Here is a 24,426-nt window from a genome sequence, read left to right on the forward strand (position 1 = left end):
CAGCAGCAAGGCTTTCGATAAATCTTCACGAAAAAGATTACTCTGCCCAGGGAGGGGCCGCAAATGAGCCAAGACGCTTCGACGATCGTTATTGCGGGTGCCGCGCGTACACCCGTCGGTTCCTTCAACGGAGCGCTGGCCTCGCTGCCGGCGTCGAAGCTTGGAGAAATTGCTATCAAAGCCGCGCTCCAGCGCGCGAACGTGCCGGCGGGCGACGTTTCCGAAGTGATCCTCGGTCAGGTTTTGACCGCCGCTCAGGGCCAGGGCCCGGCGCGTCAGGCGTCGGTTGGCGCCGGCATCCCGGTTGATTCCCCGGCTTGGGGCATCAATCAGATTTGCGGCTCGGGCCTGCGCGCCGTCGCTCTCGGCATGCAGCAGATCCAGACCGGCGCAGCGTCGATCGTCGTCGCGGGCGGTCAGGAAAGCATGAGCCAGTCGACCCACGCTGCGCACATGCGCGACGGCACCAAGATGGGCGACATGAAATTGATCGACACGATGGTGAAGGACGGCCTCTGGGACGCCTTCAACAACTATCACATGGGCACGACGGCCGAGAACGTCGCGCGCCAGTGGCAGATTACGCGTGAAGAGCAGGACAAATTCGCCGTCGCATCGCAGAACAAAGCTGAAGCCGCGCGCAAGGCCGGCAAGTTCAAGGACGAGATCATCCCCGTCACCATTAAGGGCCGCAAGGGCGACACGGTCGTCGAGCAGGACGAATACATCAAGGACGGCGTCACCTACGATAGCGTCGCCAAGCTGCGTCCGGCCTTCGATCCGAAAGAGGGAACCGTCACCGCCGCCAACGCGTCCGGCATCAACGACGGTGCTGCGGTCGTCGTGCTGATGAGCGCCGAGGAAGCGAAGAAGCGCGGGATCAAGCCGCTCGCTCGCATCGTCTCGTGGGCGACGACCGGTGTCGATCCGTCGATCATGGGCACCGGCCCGATCTCGGCGTCGAAGAAGGCACTGGAGAAGGCCGGTTGGTCGATCAACGATCTCGACCTGATCGAAGCCAACGAAGCGTTCGCAGCGCAGGCGATTGCCGTGAACAAGGGCCTTGGCTGGGATACCGACAAGGTCAACGTCAACGGCGGCGCAATTGCCATCGGCCATCCGATCGGCGCTTCGGGTGCGCGCATCCTGAACACGCTCGTCTATGAGATGCAGCGCCGCGATGCCAAGAAGGGTCTCGCCACGCTGTGCATCGGCGGTGGCATGGGCGTCGCCATGTGCGTCGCCCGCGACTAAGCCTGATCAAATCCATCGCGCAGCCGCTTGTGTTCAAGCGGCTGCGTTTCCATCGACACCCACAATCAGAAAATCTAGGGAGAGACTGCTATGGCACGGGTTGCCCTCGTCACGGGAGGCACGCGCGGCATTGGCCACGCGATTTCGATCGCTCTGAAGAGCGCCGGTTATCGGGTGGCAGCGAGCTATGCTGGTAACGATCAGGCTGCACAAGCCTTTCAGATCGAAACCGGCATTCCCGTCTACAAGTTCGATGTCGGCAACTACGAAGCAACGGAGAAGGCCGTCGCGCAGATCGCGAAAGATGTCGGCCCCATCGACGTGCTCGTGAACAACGCTGGCATCACGCGTGACGTCATGTTCCACAAAATGACGAAGCAGCAGTGGGACGACGTCATCGGCACCAACCTGAACGGTCTTTTCAACGTCACGCGTCAGGTCTGGGAAGGCATGCGCGCGCGCAAGTTCGGCCGCGTCATCAACATTTCGTCCATCAACGGCCAGAAAGGCCAAATGGGCCAAGTGAACTATTCGGCGTCGAAGGCAGGCGACATCGGCTTCACCAAGGCGCTCGCTCAGGAAGGCGCCCGCGCGGGCATTACGGTCAATGTTATCTGCCCCGGTTATATCGCGACCGAAATGGTCAAGGCTGTGCCGCAGGAAGTCCTGGAGAAAAGCATTCTTCCGCAGATTCCCGTCGGCCGTTTGGGCGAGCCGAACGAGATCGCGCGCTGCGTCGTGTTCCTGGCGTCCGACGATGCCGGCTTCATCACCGGCTCGACGCTGACAGCCAACGGCGGCCAGTACCTCGCGAGCTAATTCTCGTAGCCAGCCGAAGATACTCAGAGCGCATCACTTCGTCATGGCCGGGCGGCTTCGCGCCCGGCCATGATTTTTAAGAGCCATCGTTTGCAAAGGGCTGTCGTCCCCGTCATCTTGACAAACTCGGGGATGAATTGAGGGAAAGCTGCTCCATTTCCCGTCATCCCGGCGCAGGCCGAGAGCCAGCCAAGTTTCCAGCGTGCGCTGATCATTGCCGAGCACTGACCCTGTCGGCGCGACCGACGTACTTGATTGCAGCGAGCGCAAACGAAAAAGGCCCTGGCAGGATGTCCTGCCAGAGCCTTTTTTTGTATCGGAGTTAAATCGGGCCGTTAGTCGCGGAAGCGCGCCCGCGGCGTTAGCCGCGAAACCTGGAACGCACGATACGCGGAAATTCATCTTCGCTTTCGCCCTGCTGCTGAGCGTAAGCGTTCGCCCCGCGCGGATCGACGCCACGCTGCTCGGGCATGTTCTGGCGGCTTCCTTCGACGTTCCACCAGCGCTCGCCGCCGGCCCCCGGCGCCCCCGGAAGCTGCCCGGACATCGGCTGTTGGGGAGCCGGAGCCGCTGGCCGCCCGCCGCCATAAGCCTGTTGTTGCTGACGTGCGGTCTGCTGCGGTTGGGCGTGCTGTTGTTGCTGCGGCGCCGAAAACCACGCTTCGATCAGATCGAGCTCATCGGCCGACAGACTGAGGCCCTGGCTGCGGCAGCGCGCGACAACGAAGTTCCGGAAGCGGCTTGCAAACAAGCCCGCTGACGTTCCCTGCTCGAACCACGGATCGCTCTCGCTCACCACGTCGTAGATGAAGCGCAGATCGTCTCGCTTGATGTCGAGGCCGAACTCGCGCGCCCGCTGTGTGATGTTGACGAGCGTCTGCGCACCCTGCAGCCCGTTCGTCGAAATCTCTTGCGACATGACGTCGAAGAGCACGCGATATTCGGCAGGCGCCAGCGCCGGGGCCTGACACGCTTCGTGAATGCGCGCGATGGACTGCTGGATTTGCGTCGCCTGGTCGGCATTGCGCGGCGCAGCCGTCACGGGCGGCGGCGGTGCTGGCTGCTGAGCCTGAGCACGCGGCAACTCCCGCCTCGGCTCGGGCTGGTACGTCGGTGCCGGAGCTTGCGACACCGGCCGCTGCGGCATCAACGGGGCAGCCGCCTGCTGTGGAGCGGGGCGTGGTGCAGCCATCGGCGGCGCCGGAGGCGCCGAGGTCCGGTCGATGTAGCGCTGCTGCGGCGCGGGCGCCTGATAAGGGGTGGGCTGCAAGGCCGGAGCCGGTGCAGGAGCCGGCTGAGGCGCTGCAATTCGCGCTGCCGGCGCGAGTGCTGTCGGTTGCGGCTGGGCCTCTATGCGAGCGGGCTCTGGTGCGTATTCGCGGCGCTGAGGCTGTTGCGGCTGTGCTTCGATCCGGGAGGGTTCCGGCGTGTATTCGCGCCGCGGTGGTTGAGCCTGAACCTGCGACGGCTCGGCGCGAACCGGCTCTGGCGCATACTCGCGGCGCGGCGTCGGCTGTGGCTCGGCTGCCGGTGCGGCCAACTGCGGAGCAATAAGCCCGGTTGCCGAGATATGCCGGTTGGCGTCGAACACCGTATAGGGCGGTGTATCGCTCAAATGGATGTCGTCCGGCAGGTCGGCGAGCAGCAGATCGCGGAACGATCCATAGTTGCCCCAGTTCGTTCCGACCGTCTTGTCGCGACCGATGATGCGCACGGCGCGATCCGCAAGCGTTTCCAGCGGTACGGCCTGCGGCGCACTGCGCACGAAATCAACGACCTCAGCCAGGATCGCTTTGCGTGCAGCCTCGACGTCGATGGCCGGTGCAGGCGCCGGAATTTCCCGTGCAGTCTCGCCAGAGATGGCCCGGTTGCTCGTCAGCAGCGCGATGAGATCCGACTCGCGAATTTCGCCGTCGCTGATCGCCGTGTAGGGCTGCGCCGTATGATCGTTCGCGAAGACCACCGTTCGCCGCGCATGCGCACGCAGGCGATGCAGCAACGGCGTGAAATCCGCGTCGCCCGACAGGATGATGAACTCGTCGAAATACGTGTCGTGATTGAGAATATCGCGCACGTCCATCACGATGCGGATGTCGGCGGAGTTCTTGAGCTGCGCGGTCAGCGGCGGGCAGTCGATCACCTCGAAGCCCGAGCGCAGGAAATGGTGACGGATAAACGGAAACGAATTCATGTCCGTCGAATTGTCGTGCGTGTTTCGGCGCGGCACTGGATTGCCGTAGCAGCGGTTCATCACGATCCGGCGTTCGCCCGACAACGCAAATCCGTTCGTCGCGGTGATCAGCTCACCGGACACAATGCCTTGCAGCCACACGCCGCTGTCTTTGGCGAAGCGCTTTGCAGCATCTTCGTTCTTTCGCTTCAGCGACAGATAGATGTTGTCGTAATCGACGAACACCGTTGTAAGGACGGGCCCTAAGGACTCGCGTTTCATGGACTGCAACCCCCGTGAATCGGAACTTGATTCGCAGTCACTATTTGACGAGTCGAAGGCCCCCCACAAGAAGCGGCAGCCCGCTCCTGCACCAAAGAGACAATTAACCCGTGGATGGAGGTCGAGCGCGCCACGCGCTAGGCTAATTGCTCTGGGGATGGCGTGTGGAGATCGTTGAAACGCGTTTGGCTGTTGCCATTGCGCCGCTTAATCGACAGATGGACGCGACACGGGTGAGAAATCCGGAGCCGTCAACGTGAAGCCCTCGAACGTGAAAGCGGGCGCCACCGTGCAGCCGACGAGCGTCCATTTTCCGAGGCTGCGCGCTTGTTGCCAATGCCCTGCGGGAACAATCGCCTGTGGCCGCTCGCCGTCCGCGAGATTGCTGCCAAGATGGACCTTTTCGATCGGCCCGCCCGTTGGCGAGATTTCGAGCAACAATGGCGCACCGGCATAGAAATGCCAGCCTTCGGCTGCGTCCACCGCATGCCAATGCGAACGTTCTCCGACTTTGAGTAGAAAGTAGATCGCAGTTGATGCCGCGCGCTTTCCCGGCTCGGCCTTGTCGCGAAAGGTCTCGCGGAAGTGCCCGCCCTCGGGATGCGGAGAAAGCTCGAGCAGCGCAATGACGTCATCGCCGGAAAGGTCGGGGTTCATTGCGGTCTTCTCCCGGATGCGCGGGCCCTAGGCCTTATTTTTCAACTGCCGGATGCGCGAGAAAACCTCCCAGTCGGGAGCACCGAGCATTCCGAGCCGCGCCTGAATTGGGCGCGATTGCGGCCTGAGGAATGGGTTCGTTGCCATTTCGAGCCCGATTGTCGTGGGCAGCGTCGGCTTGCCACTTGCGCGCAAGGCTTCGACTTCCGCCGCTCTGGCTTTGAGTGTCTCGTTTTCCGGTTCGATCGTCAGCGCAAAGCGGGCATTGTTCAGCGTGTATTCGTGCCCACAGTAGATGTTGGTCTCGCCGGGAAGGGCTGCAATTTTCGACAGCGATTCCCACATCATCCTCGGGTCGCCCTCGAAGATCTTGCCGCAACCGAGCGAGAACAGCGTGTCGCCGGTGAAGACAATTCCGTCGTTGGGGAAATAGTAGGTGATGTGGCCGAGCGTATGCCCAGGCGTTTCGAGCACTTGGATCGGATGACCGGCGAAAGACAATTCGCTTTTCGCAGTGACGCCTTGCGTCAAGCCCGGAATTCGGTCGGCCTCGGCCTCCGGCCCCGTGACGGGCATGCCGTAGAAAGCTTTCAGCTCTTCGATGCCGCCTGTGTGGTCGGTATGATGATGCGTGATGTAGAGGTGATTGAGCCGCCAGCCGCGCTCAGCCAATGCGGCTTTGATGGCAGCCGCGCTCGGCGCGTCGATTGCTGCTGTTTCACCGGTTTCCGGCTCATGCAGAATGACGCAGTAATTGTCCGTGAGACACGGCAGAAGAACGATATCAAGGGCTCCCATGGCGGGGGACTTTGGTTGGCTCGGAACGCCCTGTCAAACGCAGCGAAACGACGCAGTGAAAATCCGTTTGTTGCGTGTCCGGACTGTCTCTCGATGGTCGGATCGTCTAGAGAGGGTCCGATGCTCAGATTTGATCGAATTACTTAAGCGCCAAGATGCCTCTCGACGCCAAAACCTTGAGAGATTTCTACCGGACGCCGCTCGGACGGGTCGTGCGGCGCCAGCTGACCTTGGCCATCCGGGAAAGATGGAAACGGGTTAACGGCCTCGCGATCGCGGGCGCCGGCTTTGCATCGCCGTTTCTTGGCACGTTTCGCACCGAAGCCCAGAGCCTTGCCTGCCTGATGCCCGCGCGCCAGGGCGCCATCGTGTGGCCGCGCTCGGGCCATTGTCATTCGGTGCTCGTCGGCGACAACCAGTGGCCGCTCCCTGATAATTCGATTGATCGGTTGCTGGCGGTCCATTGCCTGGAACAATCCGAACGGCCCGGCCCGCTGCTACGGGAATTCTGGCGGGTGCTGAAGCCTGACGGCCGCGCGCTGTTCGTCGTCCCCAACCGCCGCGGACTCTGGTCGCGTATGGACCGCACGCCCTTCGGTTACGGACTGCCGTTCAGTCGTGGCCAGCTCGAAACGCAATTGACGGATGCGCTCTTTACGCCCGTCGATTGGGGAGAATCGCTCTACTTCCCGCCGGTCAACCAACGTCTGATGCTACGCATGGCGCCTGCGCTGGAGCGCTTCGGCCCGAGTATGTCCATCGGCGTTGCCGGCGTCATACTGGTTGAAGCGACGAAAGAAGTGATGGCGCCGGTCGGCAGCGGCAAACGTGTCGCGCAGCCCGCGATCCTGAAGCCCGCCGACACGCGAACGACCGCCGGTATTCGCCCTTTCAGGTGAGTGTCGTCGCCGCTTCCGGCTTCGGACCACGCAGCAGGAACACAGCCTTTTCCCCAAACAGGTTTTGCATCGACAGCGACCAACGGATCGGAAGCCGCGCGCCATAAGCGTTGAAGGCAACGGCCTGCTCGACGTCAGCGTTCACTAACGCACAGAGATCAGCGAAATCGCGGATCGTACACAGATGCGCGTTTGGCGTCAGATACCAGGCGTCCGGCAGATTGTCGTTGACGGGCATGCGGCCGGTGAACAGCAGCTTCGTGCGCACCTGCCAGTGCCCGAAATTCGGGAACGACACGATGGCCCGCCGACCAATGCGCAGCAGATTTTCGAGCACCGTCTTCGGTTGCCGTGTCGCCTGGATTGTCAGCGAAAGAATGGCGTAGTCGAATGCCTGATCCGGATAGTTATCGAGATCGCGGTCGGCGTCGCCCTGGATGACGGAAAGTCCGCGCGCAACGCAGGCATTGACCTTGTCGCGCTGCAATTCCACGCCACGACCGTCGACGCCTTTGCGCTCGGTCAGAAGCTGCAAAAGTTCGCCGTCGCCGCAACCCACATCGAGCACGCGCGAGCCCGCTTCGACCATCTCGGTAATGAGAACGTGGTCGAGGCGTGGTGTTTTCGGAGCGCCGACGATTTTGCCAAGATCCGGGGCATTCATCGCGACACCTCTTTCGGCGCGCTAAGGCCGCGCTTTACCGCGGCGGCATTGAGAAAACCGCGGATCGTCGCGAAGAACGTCGGCTCCTCGAGCAGGAACGCGTCATGCCCCTTATCGCTCTCGATCTCGACGAACGACACGTTGGCGGCAACGGCGTTCAAGGCTTGCACGATCTCGCGGCTTTCCTTCGTCGGGTAAAGCCAGTCGGATGTGAACGAGACGACGCAAAAGCGCGTTTTGGTGCCGCGAAACGCATTCGCCAACGTGCCGCCCGCGCTTTCGCGCATGTCGAAATAGTCCATCGCGCGCGTGATGTAGAGATAGCTGTTGGCGTCGAAGCGATCGACGAACGTCGAGCCCTGATGCCGCAAATAGCTCTCGACCTGGAAATCAGCGCTGAACGAAAACGTTTTCTCCGAGCGGTCTTGCAGTGAGCGGCCGAACTTGCGGTGCAAGGCCTCTTCCGAAAGATACGTGATGTGCGCAGCCATGCGCGCGACCGCGAGGCCGTTCTTCGGCACCGTGCCCGAGGCGTAATAGTTGCCGCTCTTCCATTCCGGGTCCGCCATCACGGCCTGCCGCCCGACCTCATGGAACGCGATGTTCTGCGACGAGTGCCAGGCGGCCGTTGCGATAGGCGCAGCTGCGAACACGCGATCCTTGTAGCGCGATGCCCATTCTAGCACCTGCATGCCGCCCATCGAGCCGCCGATAACAGCAAAGAGCTGATCGATGCCCAAAGAGTCGATGAGCCGGGCCTGAGCCTCCACCATGTCGCCAATGGTGATGACCGGAAAGTTCAAGCCATAGGGCTCGCCGGTTTTGGGATTGATCGAGGCCGGGCCGGTCGAGCCCATGCAGCCGCCGAGAATGTTCGAGCAGATGACAAAGAACCTGTCTGTGTCGATCGGCTTGCCCGGCCCGACAAGCGATTCCCACCAGCCGGGCTTGCCCGTGATCGGATGCTTGCTTGCGACGTACTGGTCGGCCGTCAGCGCATGGCAGAGCAGAATGGCATTTGATTTTGCGGCGTTGAGTTCGCCGTAAGTCTCATATGCAATTGAAAACGGGGCTAAATCTTGCTGACACGCCAGCCGCAACGGCGCGCTCGCGTCAAAGCACGCGACCGGGCTCGAAGGCGAATGCACCTCCGAATAGCGCCGCGCAGCCGGAGCGATGAGATCTGGTGGAGCTGCGGTCATGGCTGCGAAAGAAGTCCCGGTGTTAAGGGCGTCGAAAGCGGTCTGGCTGAGCGGCCGATAAAGTCAACTTTAAACTTTGATTTCAAGTGGTGAAGCCCCTATCAATGCGCCCGAAATCCCCAGTTTCGGTCAACAATTTGAGATCTTATATGGTGGCGACTGCTCCAATTGCACGTTCGGGCATACTCGATATCGCAGCCTACGTGCCGGGCGAAAGCAAGGTGCCGGGCGGCCTGACCCCTGCCAAACTGTCGTCCAACGAGACGCCGCTCGGCCCGAGCCCCGCCGCGATCGAGGCCTTCAAGGCCGCTGCCGGCGAACTGGAGCGTTATCCCGACGGTCAGGCAACCCGCCTGCGCGAAGCCATCGCACGCCGCTACGGCCTCGATATGGCGCGCATCGTCTGCGGATCAGGGTCTGATGAACTGCTGGGTCTTTTGGCGCGGGGATACCTGGGCCCCGGCGACGAGGCGATTTACACCGCCCACGGATTTCTCGTCTATCGCATCGCCATTCTGACCAACGGCGCGACGCCCGTAGTCGTGCCCGAGCGCGACCTGAAAACCGACGTCGACGCCATTCTCGCCGCCGTCACGCCCAAGACGCGCATGGTCTTCCTCGCCAATCCGAACAATCCGACCGGCACCTACATTCCGATCGAAGAGGTGCGCCGACTGCGCGCTGGGCTGCGCGGCGACATCGTGCTCGTGCTTGACGCGGCCTACAGCGAATACGTCAGCCGCAACGACTACGAGGCTGGTATCGAACTTGTCGCGACCACCCCGAACACGGTGATGACGCGCACGTTCTCGAAAATTTATGGCCTCGCCGCGCTGCGCATTGGCTGGGCGTATTGTCCGCCGGAAATCGCCGACGTGCTTAATCGCATCCGCGGCCCCTTCAATCTGTCGTCGCCCGCCATTGCAGCAGGCGCCGTCGCCATCGAAGACATCGCACACATGGAGCGCGCCAAGCACCACAACGACGTCTGGCTTCCGTGGGTCGAAGGCGAGTTGAGAATGCTCGGCCTCACCGTCACGCCGAGCGTCGCCAACTTCGTGCTGATGCATTTCCCCGAAGGCAGCGACAAGACCGCGGCAGGCGCCGATGAATTCTTGAAATCGCAAGGCGTCATCGTCCGCAAGGTGGGCGCCTACGGTTTCCCGAATGCGCTCCGCATGACGATCGGCTCCGAGAGCGACAACAAACGCGCTGTCGATGCGCTCGCGCGCTACATGAAGGGCGCTGCCTGATGGCATCCGGAGACAGTGAGACAAAGCCGATGTTCAAGCGCCTGGCGCTCATCGGTATCGGGTTGATCGGCTCCTCCATCAGCCACGCTGCGCGCCGTGCCGGGCTCGTGGGCGAGATCGTCTGCAGCGCGCTAACGCCTGAAGAACGCGAGCGGGCAGAGGCGCTGGGCCTTGTTACGAAGGCCTACGCCGATCCCGTTGAGGCCGTCAGAGGTGCCGATCTCGTCATTCTGTGCACGCCGGTCGGCGCCTTCAAGACTGTCGCCGAGGCGATCGGTCCGCACCTGGAGAAGGGCGCGATCGTCTCAGACGTTGGCTCGGTCAAAGGCGCGGCTATGCGTGACATCGCGCCGAGCATGCCCGATGGTGTGCATTTCATCGCCGGCCATCCGATTGCAGGAACCGAGCAGTCGGGTCCAGACGCGGGCTTTGCCGAACTGTTCGACGGTCGCTGGTGTATCCTGACGCCCGGTCCGGATGCCGACCCGGCCGCGCTCGCAAAGCTTGAAACGTTCTGGCGCAAGCTTGGCTCTAATGTCGAGCTGATGACGCCCGAGCACCACGACATGGTGCTCGCGATCACCAGTCACGTGCCGCACCTCATCGCCTACAATATCGTCAATACGGCAGCGCATCTGGAGCGCGTGACGGACAGCGAGGTCATCAAGTTCTCGGCGGCCGGTTTCCGTGATTTCACGCGCATTGCCGCATCGGATCCGGTGATGTGGCGCGACGTCTTTTTGAACAACAAAGAGGCTGTGCTCGAAATGCTCGGCCGCTTTTCGGAAGACCTCGTAGCGCTTCAGCGTGCAATCCGTTTCGGCGATGGGCCGACGCTGGAGAAGACATTCGCCAACGCCCGTGCCATTCGCCGCGGTATCATTCAGGCTGGCCAGGATACGGCACAGCCCGATTTCGGTAGAAATGCAGCGCGTACCGGCAAGGGATCGGCTTGAGGCCGATCCAAGCGTATTCGTGGCTTACGCCGAGTGCGGCGTGTTCATGAATTGCGCGGTGATGAGATCGGCTTCGACGGCCGCCGCTTCCTGATTGGACGACGCGAGCAGATGCACGTGGACCTCATCGGCGCCGAGCGCTGCCGCATGCTGACGGATCTCGGCCAGGTTCTCCGACGGGCAGTTGTTCGACAACCGGCCGATGGCGAGAACGGCGCGCGTCGAGCGATCGTTGCGACGCACGAGGATGTAGTTGGCGTCTTCGAGCGTCGGGCAATCGAACAAGCTGTAGACCGTGTGGACGTAGCGCTTGCCTGACGCGCCGGTCCAGAAGTGGAACCGCGGCGGCTGCTCCGGATACGTCCCGCTGATGCTCACCTGCAGCGCTTCGTCACCGCTCTGACGACGCGCCCGGAAATCGGCAAGCTGAATAATTTCGGCACTCATTACGCATGACCCCTGATCGGCGACTGTCGCCGAATATTGCTCTTGAGACCGTGATACCCCGCATCCCCGTGAAAAATGGTGAACTTTGGTTCGAAAATTTGACGTGCTCGCCCTGATCGCGCCTCGATGGTCAATGAGGTGTTGAGAACAGGAAGAATTGCAAACACTCTGCCTGAGCAGAGAGGCGTTTCGCGCGCAATTCTGAATAGGCGTTAGCGAATACGCAGCGCACCATTCCGGTGCGCGCAAAAAAGTCGTTCCGACATCGTTAATTCTGACGGCTTTAGCCGCAGCGCGAATAATCGCAATTCGTGCACGTCCAGCAGCCCTCGATATGGCGAAGCGCCCGTTCGCCGCACTTCGGGCAAATTCGCGCCACCGCCACCTGTGATGCCGTGCCATCACGCGCCGCTGTCTGCGGCCCGCTGCCCAATCGTTCGATGGCCGCAACGGGTAGGTGCGCAGGTTTGGCGTCGCTGCCTTCGGCATCTTCGCGCGTGAGGAAACCGATGTGCAGCATATGCTGTTCGATGACGTTACCGATGGCGGCCAGCAGGCTCGGCACGTAGCGGCCACCCATCCAGCGCCCGCCTTCGGGATCGAACACCGCCTTTAACTCTTCAGCAACGAACGAAACATCGCCGCCGCGGCGGAATACGGCGCTGACCATGCGCGTCAGCGCCACCGTCCAGGCGTAGTGTTCGAGGTTCTTCGTATTGATGAAGATCTCGAACGGCCGCCGTCGCCCGTCGCGAACGATATCGTTGATCGTGACATAGAGCGCATGCGCGCTCGCCGGCCATTTGATCTTGTACGTTATGCCTTCGAGCGCTGCGTCGCGTTCAAGTGGCTTCGTCATGTAGACGACGTCACCGAATTTCGCCGGGTCTTCCGAAGCACTGACGCTGGAGGTCGGCGCGGGTTTCGCATCGTTTACCCCTTCCGCTTTGGACAGCACCGCGCCCGTGACTGCATTCGGCCGATAGGTCGTGCAACCCTTGAGGCCAAGCGCAAACGCTTCCGCATAGATATCCCGGAAGTCTTCGAAGGATATGGCTTCAGGCGTGTTGATCGTCTTCGAGATGGCGCTGTCGACGTAGGGCTGCATCTCTGCCTGCATCGCCACGTGTTCGGCGGGCGACAATGTTTCAGTCGTCACGAACGCATGCGTCAGTGGCGCATTCTCGCCGAACTGGGCGCGGAACTCGTGGTAAGCGTAATCCTCGACGGTTTCTTCGCTCGCCGTCGCACCATCGCCGAGGATGCGCCGCCGGTAGACGAAATCAAACACAGGTTCGATGCCGCTAGAAACATTGCCCGCGAGCAGCGAGATCGTGCCGGTCGGCGCGATCGAGGTCAGGCAGCCGTTGCGGATGCCATTGGCCGCAATCGCCGCGCGCACGTCACCGTCCAGACGCTCGACATTGGGCCGGGCGAGAAAAGCGTTGGCGTCGTACAGCGGAAACACGCCTTTCTCAGCGGCCAGCGCTGCACTGGCGCGATAGGCGGCATTCTGGATAATCGCCATCCATTCGGCCGCCTTCTCGCGAGCAGCCAAGCTGCCATACGAAAGGCCGAGGAAGATCAGCGCATCTGCAAGCCCCGTGATGCCGAGGCCGATGCGCCGTTTCGCGCGCGCCTCTTGCGCCTGGGCTTCGAGCGGATAGCGCGAGATGTCGATAACGTTGTCGAGAAAGCGAACGGCGGTTGCAACGCGGGCTTCGAGCTTTTGGTGATTGACGTGCGCGTCCGGCGAGAATGGTTTCTCCACGAAACGGGCAAGATTGATCGAACCGAGAAGGCACGCCCCATAAGGCGGCAGCGGCTGCTCACCGCACGGGTTCGTCGCCGAGATCGTCTCGCAATAAGCAAGATTGTTGGCCGCGTTTATCCGGTCGATGAAAATGACGCCGGGCTCTGCGTAATCATACGTCGCCCGCATGATCTTGTCCCAGAGGCCCTTGGCGTCGATCGTCTTGTAGACCTTGCCTTCGAACACGAGTTCCCAAGGCGAGCCGCGTTTCACGGCCTCCATGAAGGCATCGGTCACGAGAACCGAAAGATTGAAATTCCTGAGCCGCAGCGGATCGGATTTCGCTGCGACGAAAGCTTCGATGTCGGGATGATCGCAGCGTAGTGTCGCCATCATCGCGCCGCGGCGCTGGCCCGCCGACATGATCGTGCGGCACATGGCGTCCCAGACGTCCATAAAGCTGACCGGTCCCGACGCGTCTGCGCCGATGCTTTTGACGGTTGCGCCGCGGGGACGAAGCGTCGAGAAATCATGCCCGATGCCGCCACCGGCCTGCATCGTCAGCGCGGCTTCTTTAACGCTTTCGAAAATGCCGGAAAGATCATCAGGGATTGCGCCGAGAACGAAGCAATTGAAGAGCGTAACGTTGCGGTCCGTACCGGCCCCGGCCAGGATGCGACCGGCCGGCTGAAAGCCGAAATCGGCCATCGCATCGTAAAAGGCAACGCCCCACTTCGCTTGCGTGGCTTCGTCGGTTTCCGCCGATGCTGCAGCCTTGGCCACGCGCCGGAAGGTGTCTTCGATCGTCTCATCGCCAGCCGCTGTCGGCGACCCGGCAAAGCGGTACTTGCGCCGCCAAATGGCGTCGGAAATCGCGGGCAGAGCTGATAAAATCGCAGACATCGGGGACACCGGGATATAGGCGTTGCCAACCAATCTTCAATGCATGTTCACTATATGTTCCCGAGCTTGGCAAGTCAATCGCTCAAATAATATAACCGCGGCCGAAGACAGCCGCGGTCCCATCTTTGGAATCGTTGCGCGCCCAACGAGGCGAGCCGACCTTAGTCTTTCATTTTGCGGTAGACGATGGCGCCGACGCTGATGAGCAAGGCGACAGCCGTGAGGCTAGCCGGCCCATCGATCTCGGGCGCAGGAGCCGGACCACCGCCGCCTCCGCCACCGCCGCCAAAGCACCACGGACCAATGCAGAAGGCGAACGCGCTGTTAGCCCAGAGCATCGCGACAGCAAACGTCGCGAGAGCTGCTTTGATTTTCAACATACGCACTCCTCAAAAATAAAACTCCCCGCCAGACCATTAGAAAGCATTTGCTTCCAATTGTAATGGTTAGCGGAAAAACAATTGGTCGTATGGTAACCACCGCCTTCGATGGGCCTGGAATTTGCGGTCAACGGCAATTGAAAAAGCCCGCCGATCTGGCGGGCTTTGCGGCGAGCGTTTATCTCGGGAAGGCTGATCGCCTCAAAGTTTGCAGAGCGTCGCTTCGCCGTAGCACGAATAGCCGATCGCCTCCGAGTTGCACTTATAGTGGCGGGGACCGAACGAATATCCCGGCGTGCCGTTGCCCGAAACCCAGGTGAAGTAAATGTTCCAGTCGGTCGCTTGCAGAAGCGCGGCATCGACCTGGAAATGTGCAAGCCCTTCCGTGAGCGCAACGCCCTGGGCGGCTTTCTTGAAACACTGCTTGGCTTCGGCCGGAGCGGCGGCCATAGCGACGCCTCCGACGGCAAGAATGGCCCACATCAACCGGGCGGAAGTACGCATTGGATGGCTCCATGATTGCTGAAACGATCAGACGTAAGATCTGCCACAGCGATGCGAACACCGTGCATAACAAAGCGCAACCACACCGACGATTTTCACCGCGTTGCGGCATCGGCACATCAGGCGGTTGGATAAAATGTGGAAAACCTATGCGGCTTGAGCCGAATTCTGCGTCTTCGCCAGGGGCGGCGGCGAGGGACCACGTGCCGCTTCCTCAATAAGTCGCATGCTCGCGGTTTCGATGGCCGTCTCGATTTTTTTGCGAAACTCCGCGCGTGGTAATCCCGGTGGCAGCGGCGGCAGGAATTCCACGACGATGGTGCCCGGATAGCGCCAAAGACTGCGGCGCGGCCAGAACAGCCCGGAATTGAGCGCCAGCGGCACGGTGACGACGCCGAGTGCTTCATAAAGAGCTACGTAGCCGGGCTTATAGTCGGGCGGTGCACCCGGAATGGTCCGTGTCCCCTCCGGGAAAATCACGACCTCGCGGCCGATGCTGATCCGCTGCCGGGCGTCCCGGATGAGGGCTTTGAGCGCCGCCGAGGCTTTCTCGCGCTTAACCAGGATGTGCTCGAACTTGATGCAAAACCAGCCGTAGAACGGAATCCACTTCAACTCGTCTTTCAACACGATCGCCGGATCGCGAAAAAGCGAGATGAGCCCGAACGTGTCCCACGCCGATTGATGCTTTGAAATGACGAGGCAGCCCGTCTTCGGCAGATTTTCATGTCCACGAACTTCGAGTTTTGTGCCGCAGATGAGGCGCAGCAGCCAGACGCAGGTGCGGCCGTGAACTTCGAGACCTTTCATCGCCCATGGCCTTGGCCCGATGAGCAACCACGAGCCGAGCACGAGATAGAGCGCCGTCACGACGTAGAACACGACGAAATAGACCAGCGATCTGACGATAACCAAAGCGCCTGGCCCGGCTGCTACTGAATTAGCCATCGGCGCGCTTATCCGGCATGATCGCAACAGACCGCCCGTCGCTCCAGTTCATGATCCTCTGCGCGGTAAGGCGGGCGACGGCGGGAAGAAACTTTAAATATTCCGAAATGAGCACGCGCGTCGTGGTCGGATGCAGCCACCAGGCGGTTTCCGGAAACCGCCGCGGCGTTACTGCATAGGGAAGCAGCGTCACGCCCGGCATGGCGAGCGCCAGCTCGGCGAGACTGCGGGGCATGTGGTAGCGTGACGTCACGATGATCAATCTCGTATAGCCGTTCGAGTTGGCCCAGGTTCGGGTTTCGTCGGCGTTGCCGACCGTGTCGAGCGCTTCATAGCCGAGATCGACGCAACAATTGAAGATCTGCTTATCGATGCCGAGCAGCCGCTGCATCTCTTCGCGGCTGACCTTGCGGTTGACGCCGGAAATCAGCATCCGCTTGGCGCGGCCCTCGCTCATGAGCTTGGCGCCGGCCTCGATGCGATTGTCGCCGCCCGTCAGCACCACGATGCCGTCGGCCTTGTCCCAGCCCGTTGCGTCGTCACGCGTCACGGAAACCGCAAACAGCACGAACCCGAACACGAGCGCAGCCGCGCCGAGCGCCAGCATCAAAACGAAGGCCTTAGAAATCCTTGTCATGGTTGGAATGCTGGTTCGATCTCGCGCGCCGGCCTGCTGCTTGCCAAGGCGTTGGACTCTAGCCGATTTCGGACCGGATAGGCAGCCGTCTCCTCCGGCTGAGCCTGACGCTGTGCCAAGCAAATCACGGTAGTTCCCCCTGCAGATGTCTTATCGGACGGCGGCTAGTGCTTGCCGTTCAGGATGCGATAGACGCCGACGCGCGACGTCACCATGCATAGCCCCGCAATGGTGACGACGACAAACCCCAAAATGACGTAACCGAGCGCGTCGAGCGCGCCGGTCCCCATCAGCCTCTGCATCTCGACGGCGCTGACGGCCCCCCCGCCGAGCAGCTCCGTGATGGCCGGCATGCTCATGAAGACCAGCATGGCGAACGCGGCCCCGACGATGCCGGCCTTGATGCCGAGACGCAGGAAGTGCTTCTCGAATTCGCGGGCAATGAACTTGTCGGTGGCGCCGACGAAGTGCAGCACTTCGACGATTTCCCGGTTGGACGCCATGGCGCTGCGCGTTGCCGAGACGATGATCGCCGTCGTCGCTGCGCCGACCAGCGCCAGGATTGCCAGGCCGCCGAGCGCAAACGACCGCGTCACTGCCCGAATCTGTTGCTGCCAACGGCGATGGTCGTCGAGCGATGCGCCCTTGAAAGTCTTACCAAGGTCGTCGCTGATCTGACGGAAATCGGGCGGATCGGTGCGGTCGATCTCAACGGCGATCAGCCGCGGCACCGGCAACGCCTTGAGCGCATCCGAAGAGCCGAGCCACGGCTGCAGCAGGGCCGCCGACTGATCGAGGCTCAAGGGATTGACGTTGGCGATCCCTCGCTGCTTGCGCAGGAAGGTAACGACGTCGGAAACCGTTCGGTCGATATTGCCGGTCTCTTGCGGCACAACTTGCACCGTTACCTCGCTCGCGATGTCGCTGAGCCAGGCGTCGGACGATTCCTTGATCATCCAGACGGCGCCCGCGGTGAGACAGGCGAGAAAACACATGATCGCAATGACGAGCGTCAGCGAGCGTCCCGTGACCGAGCCGGGCGGGACGACCGGTGCCGTGACCTTCATTTTGCGTCCACGGTCGCGATCGCGGGACGGCGGCTTGAGATCGTGCGGCGTGTCTTCCGGAGTGATTGTGCGGTCAGCATGGAAAGCCGGATAACCGCCCGTATGTGCGGGCAGCCCCGTCACCGGTTCGTCATAAGGATCGTAGCCCGGCAGCGGCATCGCTGGGTCGGCCCGTCCGGTGAAGCGGCTAGATGATCCGGACATGGCCCTTATGCACCTCGATACGCGGCGCCTTGAACTGCCGCATGAGCTGATGATCGTGCGTCGCAATGACGACGGAGGTTCCAAGCCGGTTGAGCTCGACGAAGAGGCGTAGCAGACGGCGCGCCATTTGCGGGTCGACGTTGCCCGTCGGCTCGTCCGCCAGCAGCACCTCGGGCTTGCCGATAACGGCCCGCGCGATGGCGGCCCGCTGTTTCTCACCGCCTGACAGCACGGACGGGTTCGCATACATCCTGTCGCCGAGGCCCACCCACTGCAAAAGGTCTGTCACATCTTCCCGGTAGTCGGAGGGTTTCTTACCGATCACCTGCAGCGGCAACGCGACGTTCTCCCACACCGTCAAATGGTCTAAGAGGCGGAAATCCTGGAAAACGATGCCGATACGCCGCCGCATCTCGGCGCGCATCTGCGACTTCACCCGGGTGACGTCCTCGCTGAACATGCGCAGCTCGCCGCGCGTTGGATGCAACGACATAAACATCAGGCGCAGGAGAGAGGTCTTCCCCGCTCCCGATTCACCATGCAGAAAGTGGAAGGATCCGGGCCGCAGATGAAACGTCACATCTGACAGCACCTCTGGCCCGCCCTCGTATTTCAGTCCGACATTCGTCAAGCGAATCAAGAGGTACTCGCCTTGATAGTGGATATTTTGGGCTCTTTACGGGTCTCCGCGTCTATAGACACCTCGAAGACACAATGATCAATCGATTACGATTGTGGCGTGGTCGTGTACACAGGAACCTTTCCGGTCAGTGGACCCCGGCCGCCGCGAGTTGCAGGATAACGACATGCGCGATTTAGACATCTCTCCGACCATCGAAACGATCTTTTCAGCCGAGGATATTCAGGTCCGCCTGCGCGTGCTCGCCGCCGAGATCGCGGCCAAACAGCCGGAAAATCTGTTGGTCGTTCCTATCCTCAAGGGCAGTTTCGTTTTCGCCGCCGATCTGATCCGGGCGCTCCACGCAGCCGGACTGGCGCCTGAGGTAGATTTCTTGACGCTGTCCAGTTATCGCAAAAGCCGGGTTTCCTCCGGCCAGGTCTCCATTCTGCGCGACCTCGACCTCGACGTTGAGAACCGCCACGTCATCCTGATCGACGATGTGCTCGATTCCGGCCGCACTCTCGCTTTTGCCAAGGATCTGATCGCCGCTCGAGGCGCCAATCTCATTCAAACCTGCGTTTTGCTCGACAAGAAGGCCCCTCGCGCCGTATCGATCGAGCCGGACTATTGCGCTTTCGAGTGTCCCGACGTGTTCGTGGTCGGGTACGGCATGGACGTCGCGCATCGCTATCGTGAGTTGCCTTTCGTCGGCCGCATTGTCGACTAGGGCTACGCGCACCTGGTTCGGGAGAGGGAAGGGGCGGCATGGCAACGATCCTGCTTGCTGACGACGATGCGGCTGTGCGGGACCTCGTTCGCCGCGCGCTGACGTCCGACGGTCATAAGGTGCAAGTCACGCAAGACGGTCTGGAGGCGCTCGATATTCTCGGAACCTCGGCGTCGGGCATCGATATCCTGATCTCCGACGTCGATATGCCTCAGCTCGATGGCATATCGCTGGCCGAACAGGCATTGGCGCTGAAACCGAGCCTCGCCATCGTCCTGATGTCTGGCTTTTCCGATCAGCTGGAACGCGCCGCACGCCTGCGCGCACGCAAGCTGCTGTCGATCACGAAGCCGTTCACGCTCGATCAGATCAAGCAGATCGTCCGGACAGTCCTGAGCTGAGAACTCTGTCGCCCTGCGGCTTGACCAGTCGCGTCAGCCAAAGTGTCGCCAGCGCGAGCATAACAAACGCCAGGGCGAACCACGATGAAGCCGCAGCAAGGCCCGCGGCTGCCGCCCAGAACACCGACGAAAACGCTTCCGAAAACGTCGCGATCTTGGTTGCCGTCTGACGGCGGCGGAACTGGGCGCGCCGCGCTGTGCTCTTGAACCAGAGCTGGATGACGATTGCCGAAACGCTGGCTGCCGTGATGGCTGCCGCCGTCGCAACGGCGCCGGATAGCGACAGATACGCCATGCCGAGAACGAACGGCACCGCGACGCAGCCGATGACGAGGAGGACCGCTTCGATTTTGGCGCGGATCGCCGTGGTCGAAACAACCGGCGCTGTTGCGATGAGGTCAGGCGCGTCTTCGCCCGAGATGGTCAGCCACGCGAGGCCACCCGAAAGCTGGCCGAACGCCATGACCAGGACCGGCGCCAGAATGACCGCGCCGTGCGTGTCTGTGCCCATGTCGCGCCAAAGAAGAAGCGCCGGGGGAATGAGATAGAGGACCTGCATCAGCGTCTGCGATAACAGCCAAGGATCGCGCGCCAGCAGAATGAGTTCCTTGCGCCGAAGGGCGCTGACGCTCGAAGCGGCGCGGAATGACTTTCGGCTTGATCGGCGTTCGCTCTGATCCGTGCTGACGCCTGAAGCCGCAATCGCGTTCGCGCTGAATTGCGGCGAGAAAACAATGATGACGAGCGCCAGGAATGCGGCCCCCGCCGCGATGATGGCAACCGCAGCGTTGACGTCTCCGAGCGCGGCCCTGGCCGGCATCCAGATGAGATTGTCGAGCGCGGGAGCGGCGCGGCTCACGGCCTCGGAGTTCAGCACTGAGAAGCGCGATAACCGGCCGTAGGCGAAAACAGCCGCAGCTTGCAAGCCGATCAAAAGCGTCGCGCCGACGACCGCTGCAATGATCTGCGCGATGAAGCGCGTCTTTTGCGCTCCTGCAACTCGAAAAAGGCCGAGTGTGACGAGCACGGCGAGGCCTGTTGCGAAGGCGCTCAATCCGGCGATCACGGCATAAGCCGAAAGCCACCGCGGGCCGCCGATCCAGGCGGCAACGTTGATCGCGGGCGCAATCATCGCTGCCGTCATAATCGTGCCGGTGATCGCGATCGAACAGATGCGCACAGCAAACAGGTTTCGCGACGATGCGGGCGACGACAAAATGAGATCGAGATCGGAGCGCGCATAAAATGCTCGCGTCACCTGCTCGACCGCCTGAGACAGCATCATCGAAAACGTCAATAGGATCGACGCCGTAAGCGTAATGAGCGTGCTCTTGCTGGCGAGATCGGCACCCGTGAGCACATGCGACAGAACGATATAAGCAAGCACGTGCAAGGCCGCGATGATAACGACCACGCCGGCAAGCAGCGTGCGTTCGCGCCGGGTCCGGCCTCCTGCGAGCATCTGCGCGATGTCCCGCCACGCCAACCTGAATTCGTGGCGTGCGAACCATGAGACGCTTGCGACGGTCATGCGGCTGCGCTCTCGTCGGCGACGAGCGTCAGGAAAATATCTTCTAAATTGCTGTCTTGGCGCCCGGCGCGCGCTCGCAGCTCATCGAGCGTTCCTTCCGCGACGAGACGGCCGCGCGCGATCACGCCGATCCGTTCGGCCATACGCTCGGCGACTTCGAGGATGTGCGTCGTCATCACGACGGTCGCGCCATTGGCGACATGCTCTCTGAGCACGGTCTTGACCCTGCGCGCCGAACCCGCATCGAGCCCGGTCAACGGCTCGTCAAGAATGATCAGGCTCGGCTCGTGAATGAGTGCGCCTGCAAGCGCCACCTTTTGGCGCATGCCTTTCGAAAGCCCCTGGCAGCGCGTGCGTGCCTGCGTTTCAAGATCCAAGAGGTCGATCAGATGCTCGGCGCGCTCGGCTGCCTTGGCTTCGTCCATACCCCAGAGCCCGGCGATGAATTCGAGATATTCGATCGGGTCGAGCTTGTCGTAGACCAGCGGCTCGTCCGGCACCCAGGCGGTAACGGCTTTCGCCGCGACCGGATCGTTGAGTGCGTCGATGCCGAGGATCTCGATCGACCCGCCATCCGGCCGCAGCAGTCCCGCCACCATGCGCAGCGTCGTCGTCTTGCCGGCGCCATTGGGGCCGAGAAGGGCGTAGAATTCGCCGCGCCTGATGGAAAGAGAAAGGTCGTCGACCGCCTTATGCGTGAATGACTTGGTCAAACCGCGGATTTCGAGTGCAGCAGCTTCGCTCATCGTCAATACGCACAACTTTAACGATCGGTAAAACCGGACCTACCGCTTTGGACGCTAAAGCAATGTGATTGAGTAAGAGTGAAGGCAGACCGGGGCGCGGCGACGCAGCCGGACTTAGCCGCCCGTGACGCTCATGTGCCGGCTGACGGCGGGCTGTTTGGTGCGCCGGTCGATGATGAAGTCGTGGCCACGCGGTTTGCGCGAGATCGCTTCGACAATCGCCGCATCAAGCAGGGTATCGTCAGAAGAAGCTCGTAGCGGTGCTCGGAGATCGGCGTCGTCTTCCTGACCGAGACACATGTAGAGTTGGCCGGTGCACGTCAGGCGCACGCGATTGCAGCTTTCGCAGAAATTGTGCGTCAGCGGCGTAATGAAGCCCAGACGGCCGCCGGTTTCCTTCACCGTCACGTAACGCGCCGGGCCGCCGGTGCGATACGGATTGTCTTCCAGTGTCAGCCGGTCCATGAGCCGCGCACGGACGAGCGACAACGGCAGATACTGATGCGTGCGGTCTTCGCCGATGTCGCCGAGCGGCATCGTCTCGATCAGCGTCAGGTCGGCGCCGCGGCCATGCGCGAAACGAATGAGGTCTTCGATCTCGTCTTCGTTGATGCCCTTGAGCGCCACTGCGTTGAACTTCACCTGGATGCCCGCCGCTTCCGCCGCATCGACACCGCGCAGCACGGTCGAAAGATCACCCCAACGCGTGACCGCTTTGAACTTCTCGGGGTCGAGCGTGTCGAGTGAGACGTTGATCCGGCGGACGCCAGCGGAATAAAGATCGGTGGCATGCTTTTCGAGTTGGCTGCCATTCGTCGTTAACGTCAGCTCATCGAGCGCACCGCTCTCGAGATGGCGGCCGAGCGACCGGAACAGCCACAAGATGTTGCGCCGCACAAGAGGTTCGCCGCCGGTAATCCGGAGCTTGCGCACGCCGCGCCGGACGAAGGCCGCGCAAACCCGGTCGAGTTCTTCGAGCGACAGCAGATCCTTCTTTGGAAGGAATGTCATATGCTCGGTCATGCAATAGACGCAGCGAAAATCGCAGCGGTCTGTCACCGAGACGCGCAAATACTCGATCGACCGCCCAAAGGGGTCGACGAGGGGCGTTTCGGCGTTCTGGGCGGTTGCGCCCTGCATGAACATTCTCCCGTAAAGGCCTTGAGTTCGTATATCGTGCCTTAGCCCGTCAAGGACAAGCGAAGCTCTCGCGTCACATTTTCCCGTATTGTAGAAAAAAATCGGCTGAGGGGAGGAAAAATCGATGAAAAGTCCGGCGGGTTATTTCGTATTGGGGGCGGTTGTGGCCTCGGTATTTTGGCTCATCGCCTTGACGGTGCTGGGAGACCAGCTCCTCAACGTCTTTTCCCACTTCAGCGGCCACTAGGCCAGCTGGCGGACGGGGTTGAACGGCCCCACGGTCCTGACGATCAGGGCCGCGATATTATCGATATCGTTAAGATCGAACACCGGCTTGCCGTGCGCATCGACCTCGTGATCCGCCGCGATGGCGACGACCAGTGGATCGGTCGTCGATAACAGCTTTTCGGCCGCGACCGCCGCCCTCCGAACCTCGATTTTAGGGATGTGCGCCGACTTGTAGCCCTCGACCAGGATAATGTCCGCCGGACGCAGCCGCGCGGCAATTTCTTCGAGCGTCGGCTCGCCCGCCCGGTCGATTTCCTCGATGAAAGCCACGCGAGAGCCCGAGACGATCGCGGTTTCAGCAGCGCCTGCCGAACGATGTCGTTCGGTGTCGCTCCCCGGTGCGTCGATATCGAATTTGTGGTGTGTGTGCTTGATCGTTGCCACCCGCAGCCCTTCGCCGGAAAAATGCGTGGCGAGCTTTTCGATCAGTGTTGTCTTGCCGGAATTCGACCAGCCGGCAATCCCGAACAGCGGCAGAGTGGCGTGCGAGAGAAAGGCTTTGCCCAAAACGGTCATCCTTTTTTTTGCGCGAGCACACGGGCAGCATCGAGATCGTCACGAGTATTGACGTTGAAGAACGGATCGATCTCATCGCCATCACTGTCGCGCATCGGAAAGGTCACTGCAACAGCATCGAGATCGGCCGCCAGCCGGTTGATGCTCAACGCCCGCCGGGCAAGGGCATTGGCTACGTCAGACCGTCTTTTCAGGGGCCATAGCCCGATGGTCGGATGACGCCGCCCCGCCGTTTCAGCAATTGCAACGCTCTGGTCCTCATGACGGGCCGCGTCGAGGCGGGTGATGAGGTCGTCGGGCAGGAACGGGACGTCCGATGACACAGTCGCGATTAGGGTAATGCCCGGCGCATGCACCTTGGCCCAATTCATGGCCGCAAGGATGCCGCTCAACGGCCCAAGCTCCGGGCTTTCATCATCGGTGATCGTTTCGACCCCGAAGTCGGCGAATCGCTGCGCATCGCCGTTGATGCTTAAGACCAGCCGCCCGACCTGCGGCCGAAACCGCGAAATCACGCGCGCAAGGATGGATTTCCCGTCAATCTCGGCAAGCATCTTGTCGCCGCCGCCGAAGCGCCGCGACCGTCCGCCCGCCAGGATGACGCCAAGAATGTGATCACTCGCCACCATGCGACACGATTAGGCTGGCTTCGCAGGCA

Annotated in this window: 24 protein-coding genes and 1 pseudogene; 7 read left to right on the forward strand and 18 right to left on the reverse strand. The window is 61.5% G+C overall.

Annotated elements, in window-relative coordinates:
* Positions 1-63 precede the first annotated feature (63 nt).
* Together RLW55_RS07960 and phbB are read left to right on the forward strand one after the other, a co-directional pair.
* Positions 64-1,254, forward strand: a complete 1,191-nt coding sequence (locus RLW55_RS07960) for an acetyl-CoA C-acetyltransferase (RefSeq protein WP_409561164.1) — start codon at positions 64-66, stop codon at positions 1,252-1,254.
* A gap of 90 nt (positions 1,255-1,344) precedes the next feature.
* Entirely contained in the window at positions 1,345-2,073 is a 729-nt protein-coding gene (gene phbB, locus RLW55_RS07965) for an acetoacetyl-CoA reductase (protein ID WP_013949680.1), read from the forward strand.
* Positions 2,074-2,434: 361 nt separating this feature from the next.
* Here phbB and RLW55_RS07970 read toward each other — a convergent pair whose 3' ends face one another.
* From RLW55_RS07970 to gloB, 3 genes are all read right to left on the reverse strand, one after another.
* Positions 2,435-4,525 carry an NYN domain-containing protein gene (locus RLW55_RS07970; protein ID WP_423416068.1) on the reverse strand — a complete coding sequence of 697 codons (2,091 nt, stop codon included), beginning with the start codon at positions 4,523-4,525 and terminating at the stop codon, positions 2,435-2,437.
* Positions 4,526-4,732: 207 nt separating this feature from the next.
* Positions 4,733-5,182, reverse strand: coding sequence for a cupin domain-containing protein (locus RLW55_RS07975; RefSeq protein WP_423416069.1), 450 nt, complete (start codon positions 5,180-5,182; stop codon positions 4,733-4,735).
* A gap of 27 nt (positions 5,183-5,209) precedes the next feature.
* Positions 5,210-5,980, reverse strand: coding sequence for a hydroxyacylglutathione hydrolase (gene gloB, locus RLW55_RS07980; RefSeq protein WP_423416070.1), 771 nt, complete (start codon positions 5,978-5,980; stop codon positions 5,210-5,212).
* 155 nt (positions 5,981-6,135) lie between these two features.
* Between gloB and RLW55_RS07985 the strand changes: the two genes are divergently transcribed.
* Positions 6,136-6,879, forward strand: a complete 744-nt coding sequence (locus RLW55_RS07985) for a methyltransferase domain-containing protein (protein ID WP_423416071.1) — start codon at positions 6,136-6,138, stop codon at positions 6,877-6,879.
* On the opposite strand, the gene metW is transcribed toward RLW55_RS07985, so the two are convergent.
* Both metW and metX read right to left on the reverse strand, forming a co-directional pair.
* Positions 6,872-7,543 (reverse strand): methionine biosynthesis protein MetW, encoded by a 672-nt coding sequence (gene metW, locus RLW55_RS07990; RefSeq protein WP_423416072.1) that lies wholly within the window; start codon positions 7,541-7,543, stop codon positions 6,872-6,874. The two genes, RLW55_RS07985 and metW, sit on opposite strands and share 8 nt — an antisense overlap.
* Positions 7,540-8,745, reverse strand: a complete 1,206-nt coding sequence (metX, locus tag RLW55_RS07995; protein WP_423416073.1) for a homoserine O-acetyltransferase MetX — start codon at positions 8,743-8,745, stop codon at positions 7,540-7,542. Before metX ends, metW begins: the two co-directional genes overlap by 4 nt.
* A 149-nt stretch (positions 8,746-8,894) precedes the next feature.
* On the opposite strand from metX, the gene hisC reads away from it, so the two are divergent.
* Positions 8,895-9,998, forward strand: coding sequence for a histidinol-phosphate transaminase (gene hisC / locus RLW55_RS08000; RefSeq protein WP_423416074.1), 1,104 nt, complete (start codon positions 8,895-8,897; stop codon positions 9,996-9,998).
* Entirely contained in the window at positions 9,998-10,954 is a 957-nt protein-coding gene (locus RLW55_RS08005) for a prephenate/arogenate dehydrogenase family protein (protein ID WP_409561156.1), read from the forward strand. Before hisC ends, RLW55_RS08005 begins: the two co-directional genes overlap by 1 nt.
* 24 nt (positions 10,955-10,978) lie before the next feature.
* Here the strand turns inward: RLW55_RS08005 and RLW55_RS08010 are convergent, their stop codons facing one another.
* The 8 genes from RLW55_RS08010 to ftsE form a co-directional block, all read right to left on the reverse strand.
* The gene (locus RLW55_RS08010; RefSeq protein ID WP_423416075.1) at positions 10,979-11,401 is read right to left on the reverse strand and encodes a hypothetical protein; all 423 of its coding nucleotides are present in this window, start codon (positions 11,399-11,401) and stop codon (positions 10,979-10,981) included.
* A gap of 283 nt (positions 11,402-11,684) precedes the next feature.
* Positions 11,685-14,057, reverse strand: coding sequence for an adenosylcobalamin-dependent ribonucleoside-diphosphate reductase (locus RLW55_RS08015; protein WP_423416076.1), 2,373 nt, complete (start codon positions 14,055-14,057; stop codon positions 11,685-11,687).
* A gap of 161 nt (positions 14,058-14,218) precedes the next feature.
* Positions 14,219-14,437, reverse strand: a complete 219-nt coding sequence (locus tag RLW55_RS08020) for a hypothetical protein (protein WP_423416077.1) — start codon at positions 14,435-14,437, stop codon at positions 14,219-14,221.
* A gap of 201 nt (positions 14,438-14,638) precedes the next feature.
* Complete coding sequence (locus RLW55_RS08025; protein WP_013949667.1) at positions 14,639-14,941, reverse strand: hypothetical protein; 303 nt, start codon at positions 14,939-14,941, stop codon at positions 14,639-14,641.
* A gap of 147 nt (positions 14,942-15,088) precedes the next feature.
* Complete coding sequence (locus tag RLW55_RS08030; RefSeq protein ID WP_423416078.1) at positions 15,089-15,889, reverse strand: lysophospholipid acyltransferase family protein; 801 nt, start codon at positions 15,887-15,889, stop codon at positions 15,089-15,091.
* Complete coding sequence (locus tag RLW55_RS08035; RefSeq protein WP_423416079.1) at positions 15,882-16,526, reverse strand: YdcF family protein; 645 nt, start codon at positions 16,524-16,526, stop codon at positions 15,882-15,884. The genes RLW55_RS08030 and RLW55_RS08035 overlap by 8 nt, the downstream gene beginning before the upstream one ends.
* A gap of 164 nt (positions 16,527-16,690) precedes the next feature.
* The gene (locus RLW55_RS08040; protein WP_414464016.1) at positions 16,691-17,797 is read right to left on the reverse strand and encodes a cell division protein FtsX; all 1,107 of its coding nucleotides are present in this window, start codon (positions 17,795-17,797) and stop codon (positions 16,691-16,693) included.
* Positions 17,781-18,437, reverse strand: a complete 657-nt coding sequence (gene ftsE / locus RLW55_RS08045) for a cell division ATP-binding protein FtsE (protein WP_013949663.1) — start codon at positions 18,435-18,437, stop codon at positions 17,781-17,783. The genes RLW55_RS08040 and ftsE overlap by 17 nt, the downstream gene beginning before the upstream one ends.
* Positions 18,438-18,603: 166 nt before the next feature.
* Here ftsE and hpt point away from each other — a divergent pair, with 166 nt between their 5' ends.
* Positions 18,604-19,146 (forward strand): hypoxanthine phosphoribosyltransferase, encoded by a 543-nt coding sequence (gene hpt, locus RLW55_RS08050; protein ID WP_029671142.1) that lies wholly within the window; start codon positions 18,604-18,606, stop codon positions 19,144-19,146.
* A 38-nt stretch (positions 19,147-19,184) separates the two neighbouring features.
* Complete coding sequence (locus tag RLW55_RS08055; RefSeq protein ID WP_409561151.1) at positions 19,185-19,547, forward strand: response regulator; 363 nt, start codon at positions 19,185-19,187, stop codon at positions 19,545-19,547.
* Here the strand turns inward: RLW55_RS08055 and RLW55_RS08060 are convergent.
* The 5 genes and pseudogenes from RLW55_RS08060 to mobA form a co-directional block, all read right to left on the reverse strand.
* On the reverse strand, positions 19,516-21,078 hold the full coding sequence (locus RLW55_RS08060) for a permease (protein ID WP_423416080.1): 1,563 nt from the start codon (positions 21,076-21,078) through the stop codon (positions 19,516-19,518). The two genes, RLW55_RS08055 and RLW55_RS08060, sit on opposite strands and share 32 nt — an antisense overlap.
* A pseudogene (locus RLW55_RS08065) lies at positions 21,075-21,767 on the reverse strand (ABC transporter ATP-binding protein); the annotation flags it as partial. The gene RLW55_RS08060 and the pseudogene RLW55_RS08065, both read right to left, overlap by 4 nt.
* Before the next feature lie 171 nt (positions 21,768-21,938).
* On the reverse strand, positions 21,939-22,964 hold the full coding sequence (moaA, locus tag RLW55_RS08070) for a GTP 3',8-cyclase MoaA (protein ID WP_423416081.1): 1,026 nt from the start codon (positions 22,962-22,964) through the stop codon (positions 21,939-21,941).
* A gap of 243 nt (positions 22,965-23,207) precedes the next feature.
* A complete protein-coding gene (gene mobB / locus RLW55_RS08075; protein ID WP_013949657.1) occupies positions 23,208-23,768 on the reverse strand; it encodes a molybdopterin-guanine dinucleotide biosynthesis protein B in 561 nt (186 codons plus the stop codon).
* Positions 23,765-24,397, reverse strand: a complete 633-nt coding sequence (gene mobA, locus RLW55_RS08080; RefSeq protein ID WP_423416082.1) for a molybdenum cofactor guanylyltransferase MobA — start codon at positions 24,395-24,397, stop codon at positions 23,765-23,767. Before mobA ends, mobB begins: the two co-directional genes overlap by 4 nt.
* Positions 24,398-24,426 lie beyond the last annotated feature (29 nt).

The sequence above is a fragment of the Hyphomicrobium sp. B1 genome (genome assembly GCF_049532635.1).
Classification (GTDB): Bacteria; Pseudomonadota; Alphaproteobacteria; order Rhizobiales; family Hyphomicrobiaceae; genus Hyphomicrobium_B.

What these genes read in the sequence shown, in the direction of transcription:
- RLW55_RS08015 (WP_423416076.1), bottom strand. Translation starts at nt 14,057, where the DNA reads ATGTCTGCGATTTTATCAGCTCTGCCCGCGATTTCCGACGCCATTTGG.
- RLW55_RS08060 (WP_423416080.1), bottom strand. Translation starts at nt 21,078, where the DNA reads ATGACCGTCGCAAGCGTCTCATGGTTCGCACGCCACGAATTCAGGTTG.
- RLW55_RS07985 (WP_423416071.1), top strand. Translation starts at nt 6,136, where the DNA reads ATGCCTCTCGACGCCAAAACCTTGAGAGATTTCTACCGGACGCCGCTC.
- metX (WP_423416073.1), bottom strand. Translation starts at nt 8,745, where the DNA reads ATGACCGCAGCTCCACCAGATCTCATCGCTCCGGCTGCGCGGCGCTAT.
- RLW55_RS08005 (WP_409561156.1), top strand. Translation starts at nt 9,998, where the DNA reads ATGGCATCCGGAGACAGTGAGACAAAGCCGATGTTCAAGCGCCTGGCG.
- RLW55_RS08040 (WP_414464016.1), bottom strand. Translation starts at nt 17,797, where the DNA reads ATGTCCGGATCATCTAGCCGCTTCACCGGACGGGCCGACCCAGCGATG.
- RLW55_RS08030 (WP_423416078.1), bottom strand. Translation starts at nt 15,889, where the DNA reads ATGGCTAATTCAGTAGCAGCCGGGCCAGGCGCTTTGGTTATCGTCAGA.
- phbB (WP_013949680.1), top strand. Translation starts at nt 1,345, where the DNA reads ATGGCACGGGTTGCCCTCGTCACGGGAGGCACGCGCGGCATTGGCCAC.
- RLW55_RS08010 (WP_423416075.1), bottom strand. Translation starts at nt 11,401, where the DNA reads ATGAGTGCCGAAATTATTCAGCTTGCCGATTTCCGGGCGCGTCGTCAG.
- RLW55_RS07970 (WP_423416068.1), bottom strand. Translation starts at nt 4,525, where the DNA reads ATGAAACGCGAGTCCTTAGGGCCCGTCCTTACAACGGTGTTCGTCGAT.
- RLW55_RS08025 (WP_013949667.1), bottom strand. Translation starts at nt 14,941, where the DNA reads ATGCGTACTTCCGCCCGGTTGATGTGGGCCATTCTTGCCGTCGGAGGC.
- hisC (WP_423416074.1), top strand. Translation starts at nt 8,895, where the DNA reads ATGGTGGCGACTGCTCCAATTGCACGTTCGGGCATACTCGATATCGCA.
- RLW55_RS07975 (WP_423416069.1), bottom strand. Translation starts at nt 5,182, where the DNA reads ATGAACCCCGACCTTTCCGGCGATGACGTCATTGCGCTGCTCGAGCTT.
- RLW55_RS08035 (WP_423416079.1), bottom strand. Translation starts at nt 16,526, where the DNA reads ATGACAAGGATTTCTAAGGCCTTCGTTTTGATGCTGGCGCTCGGCGCG.
- moaA (WP_423416081.1), bottom strand. Translation starts at nt 22,964, where the DNA reads ATGCAGGGCGCAACCGCCCAGAACGCCGAAACGCCCCTCGTCGACCCC.
- metW (WP_423416072.1), bottom strand. Translation starts at nt 7,543, where the DNA reads ATGAATGCCCCGGATCTTGGCAAAATCGTCGGCGCTCCGAAAACACCA.
- RLW55_RS08020 (WP_423416077.1), bottom strand. Translation starts at nt 14,437, where the DNA reads ATGTTGAAAATCAAAGCAGCTCTCGCGACGTTTGCTGTCGCGATGCTC.
- mobA (WP_423416082.1), bottom strand. Translation starts at nt 24,397, where the DNA reads ATGGTGGCGAGTGATCACATTCTTGGCGTCATCCTGGCGGGCGGACGG.
- hpt (WP_029671142.1), top strand. Translation starts at nt 18,604, where the DNA reads ATGCGCGATTTAGACATCTCTCCGACCATCGAAACGATCTTTTCAGCC.
- RLW55_RS07960 (WP_409561164.1), top strand. Translation starts at nt 64, where the DNA reads ATGAGCCAAGACGCTTCGACGATCGTTATTGCGGGTGCCGCGCGTACA.
- RLW55_RS08055 (WP_409561151.1), top strand. Translation starts at nt 19,185, where the DNA reads ATGGCAACGATCCTGCTTGCTGACGACGATGCGGCTGTGCGGGACCTC.
- mobB (WP_013949657.1), bottom strand. Translation starts at nt 23,768, where the DNA reads ATGACCGTTTTGGGCAAAGCCTTTCTCTCGCACGCCACTCTGCCGCTG.
- gloB (WP_423416070.1), bottom strand. Translation starts at nt 5,980, where the DNA reads ATGGGAGCCCTTGATATCGTTCTTCTGCCGTGTCTCACGGACAATTAC.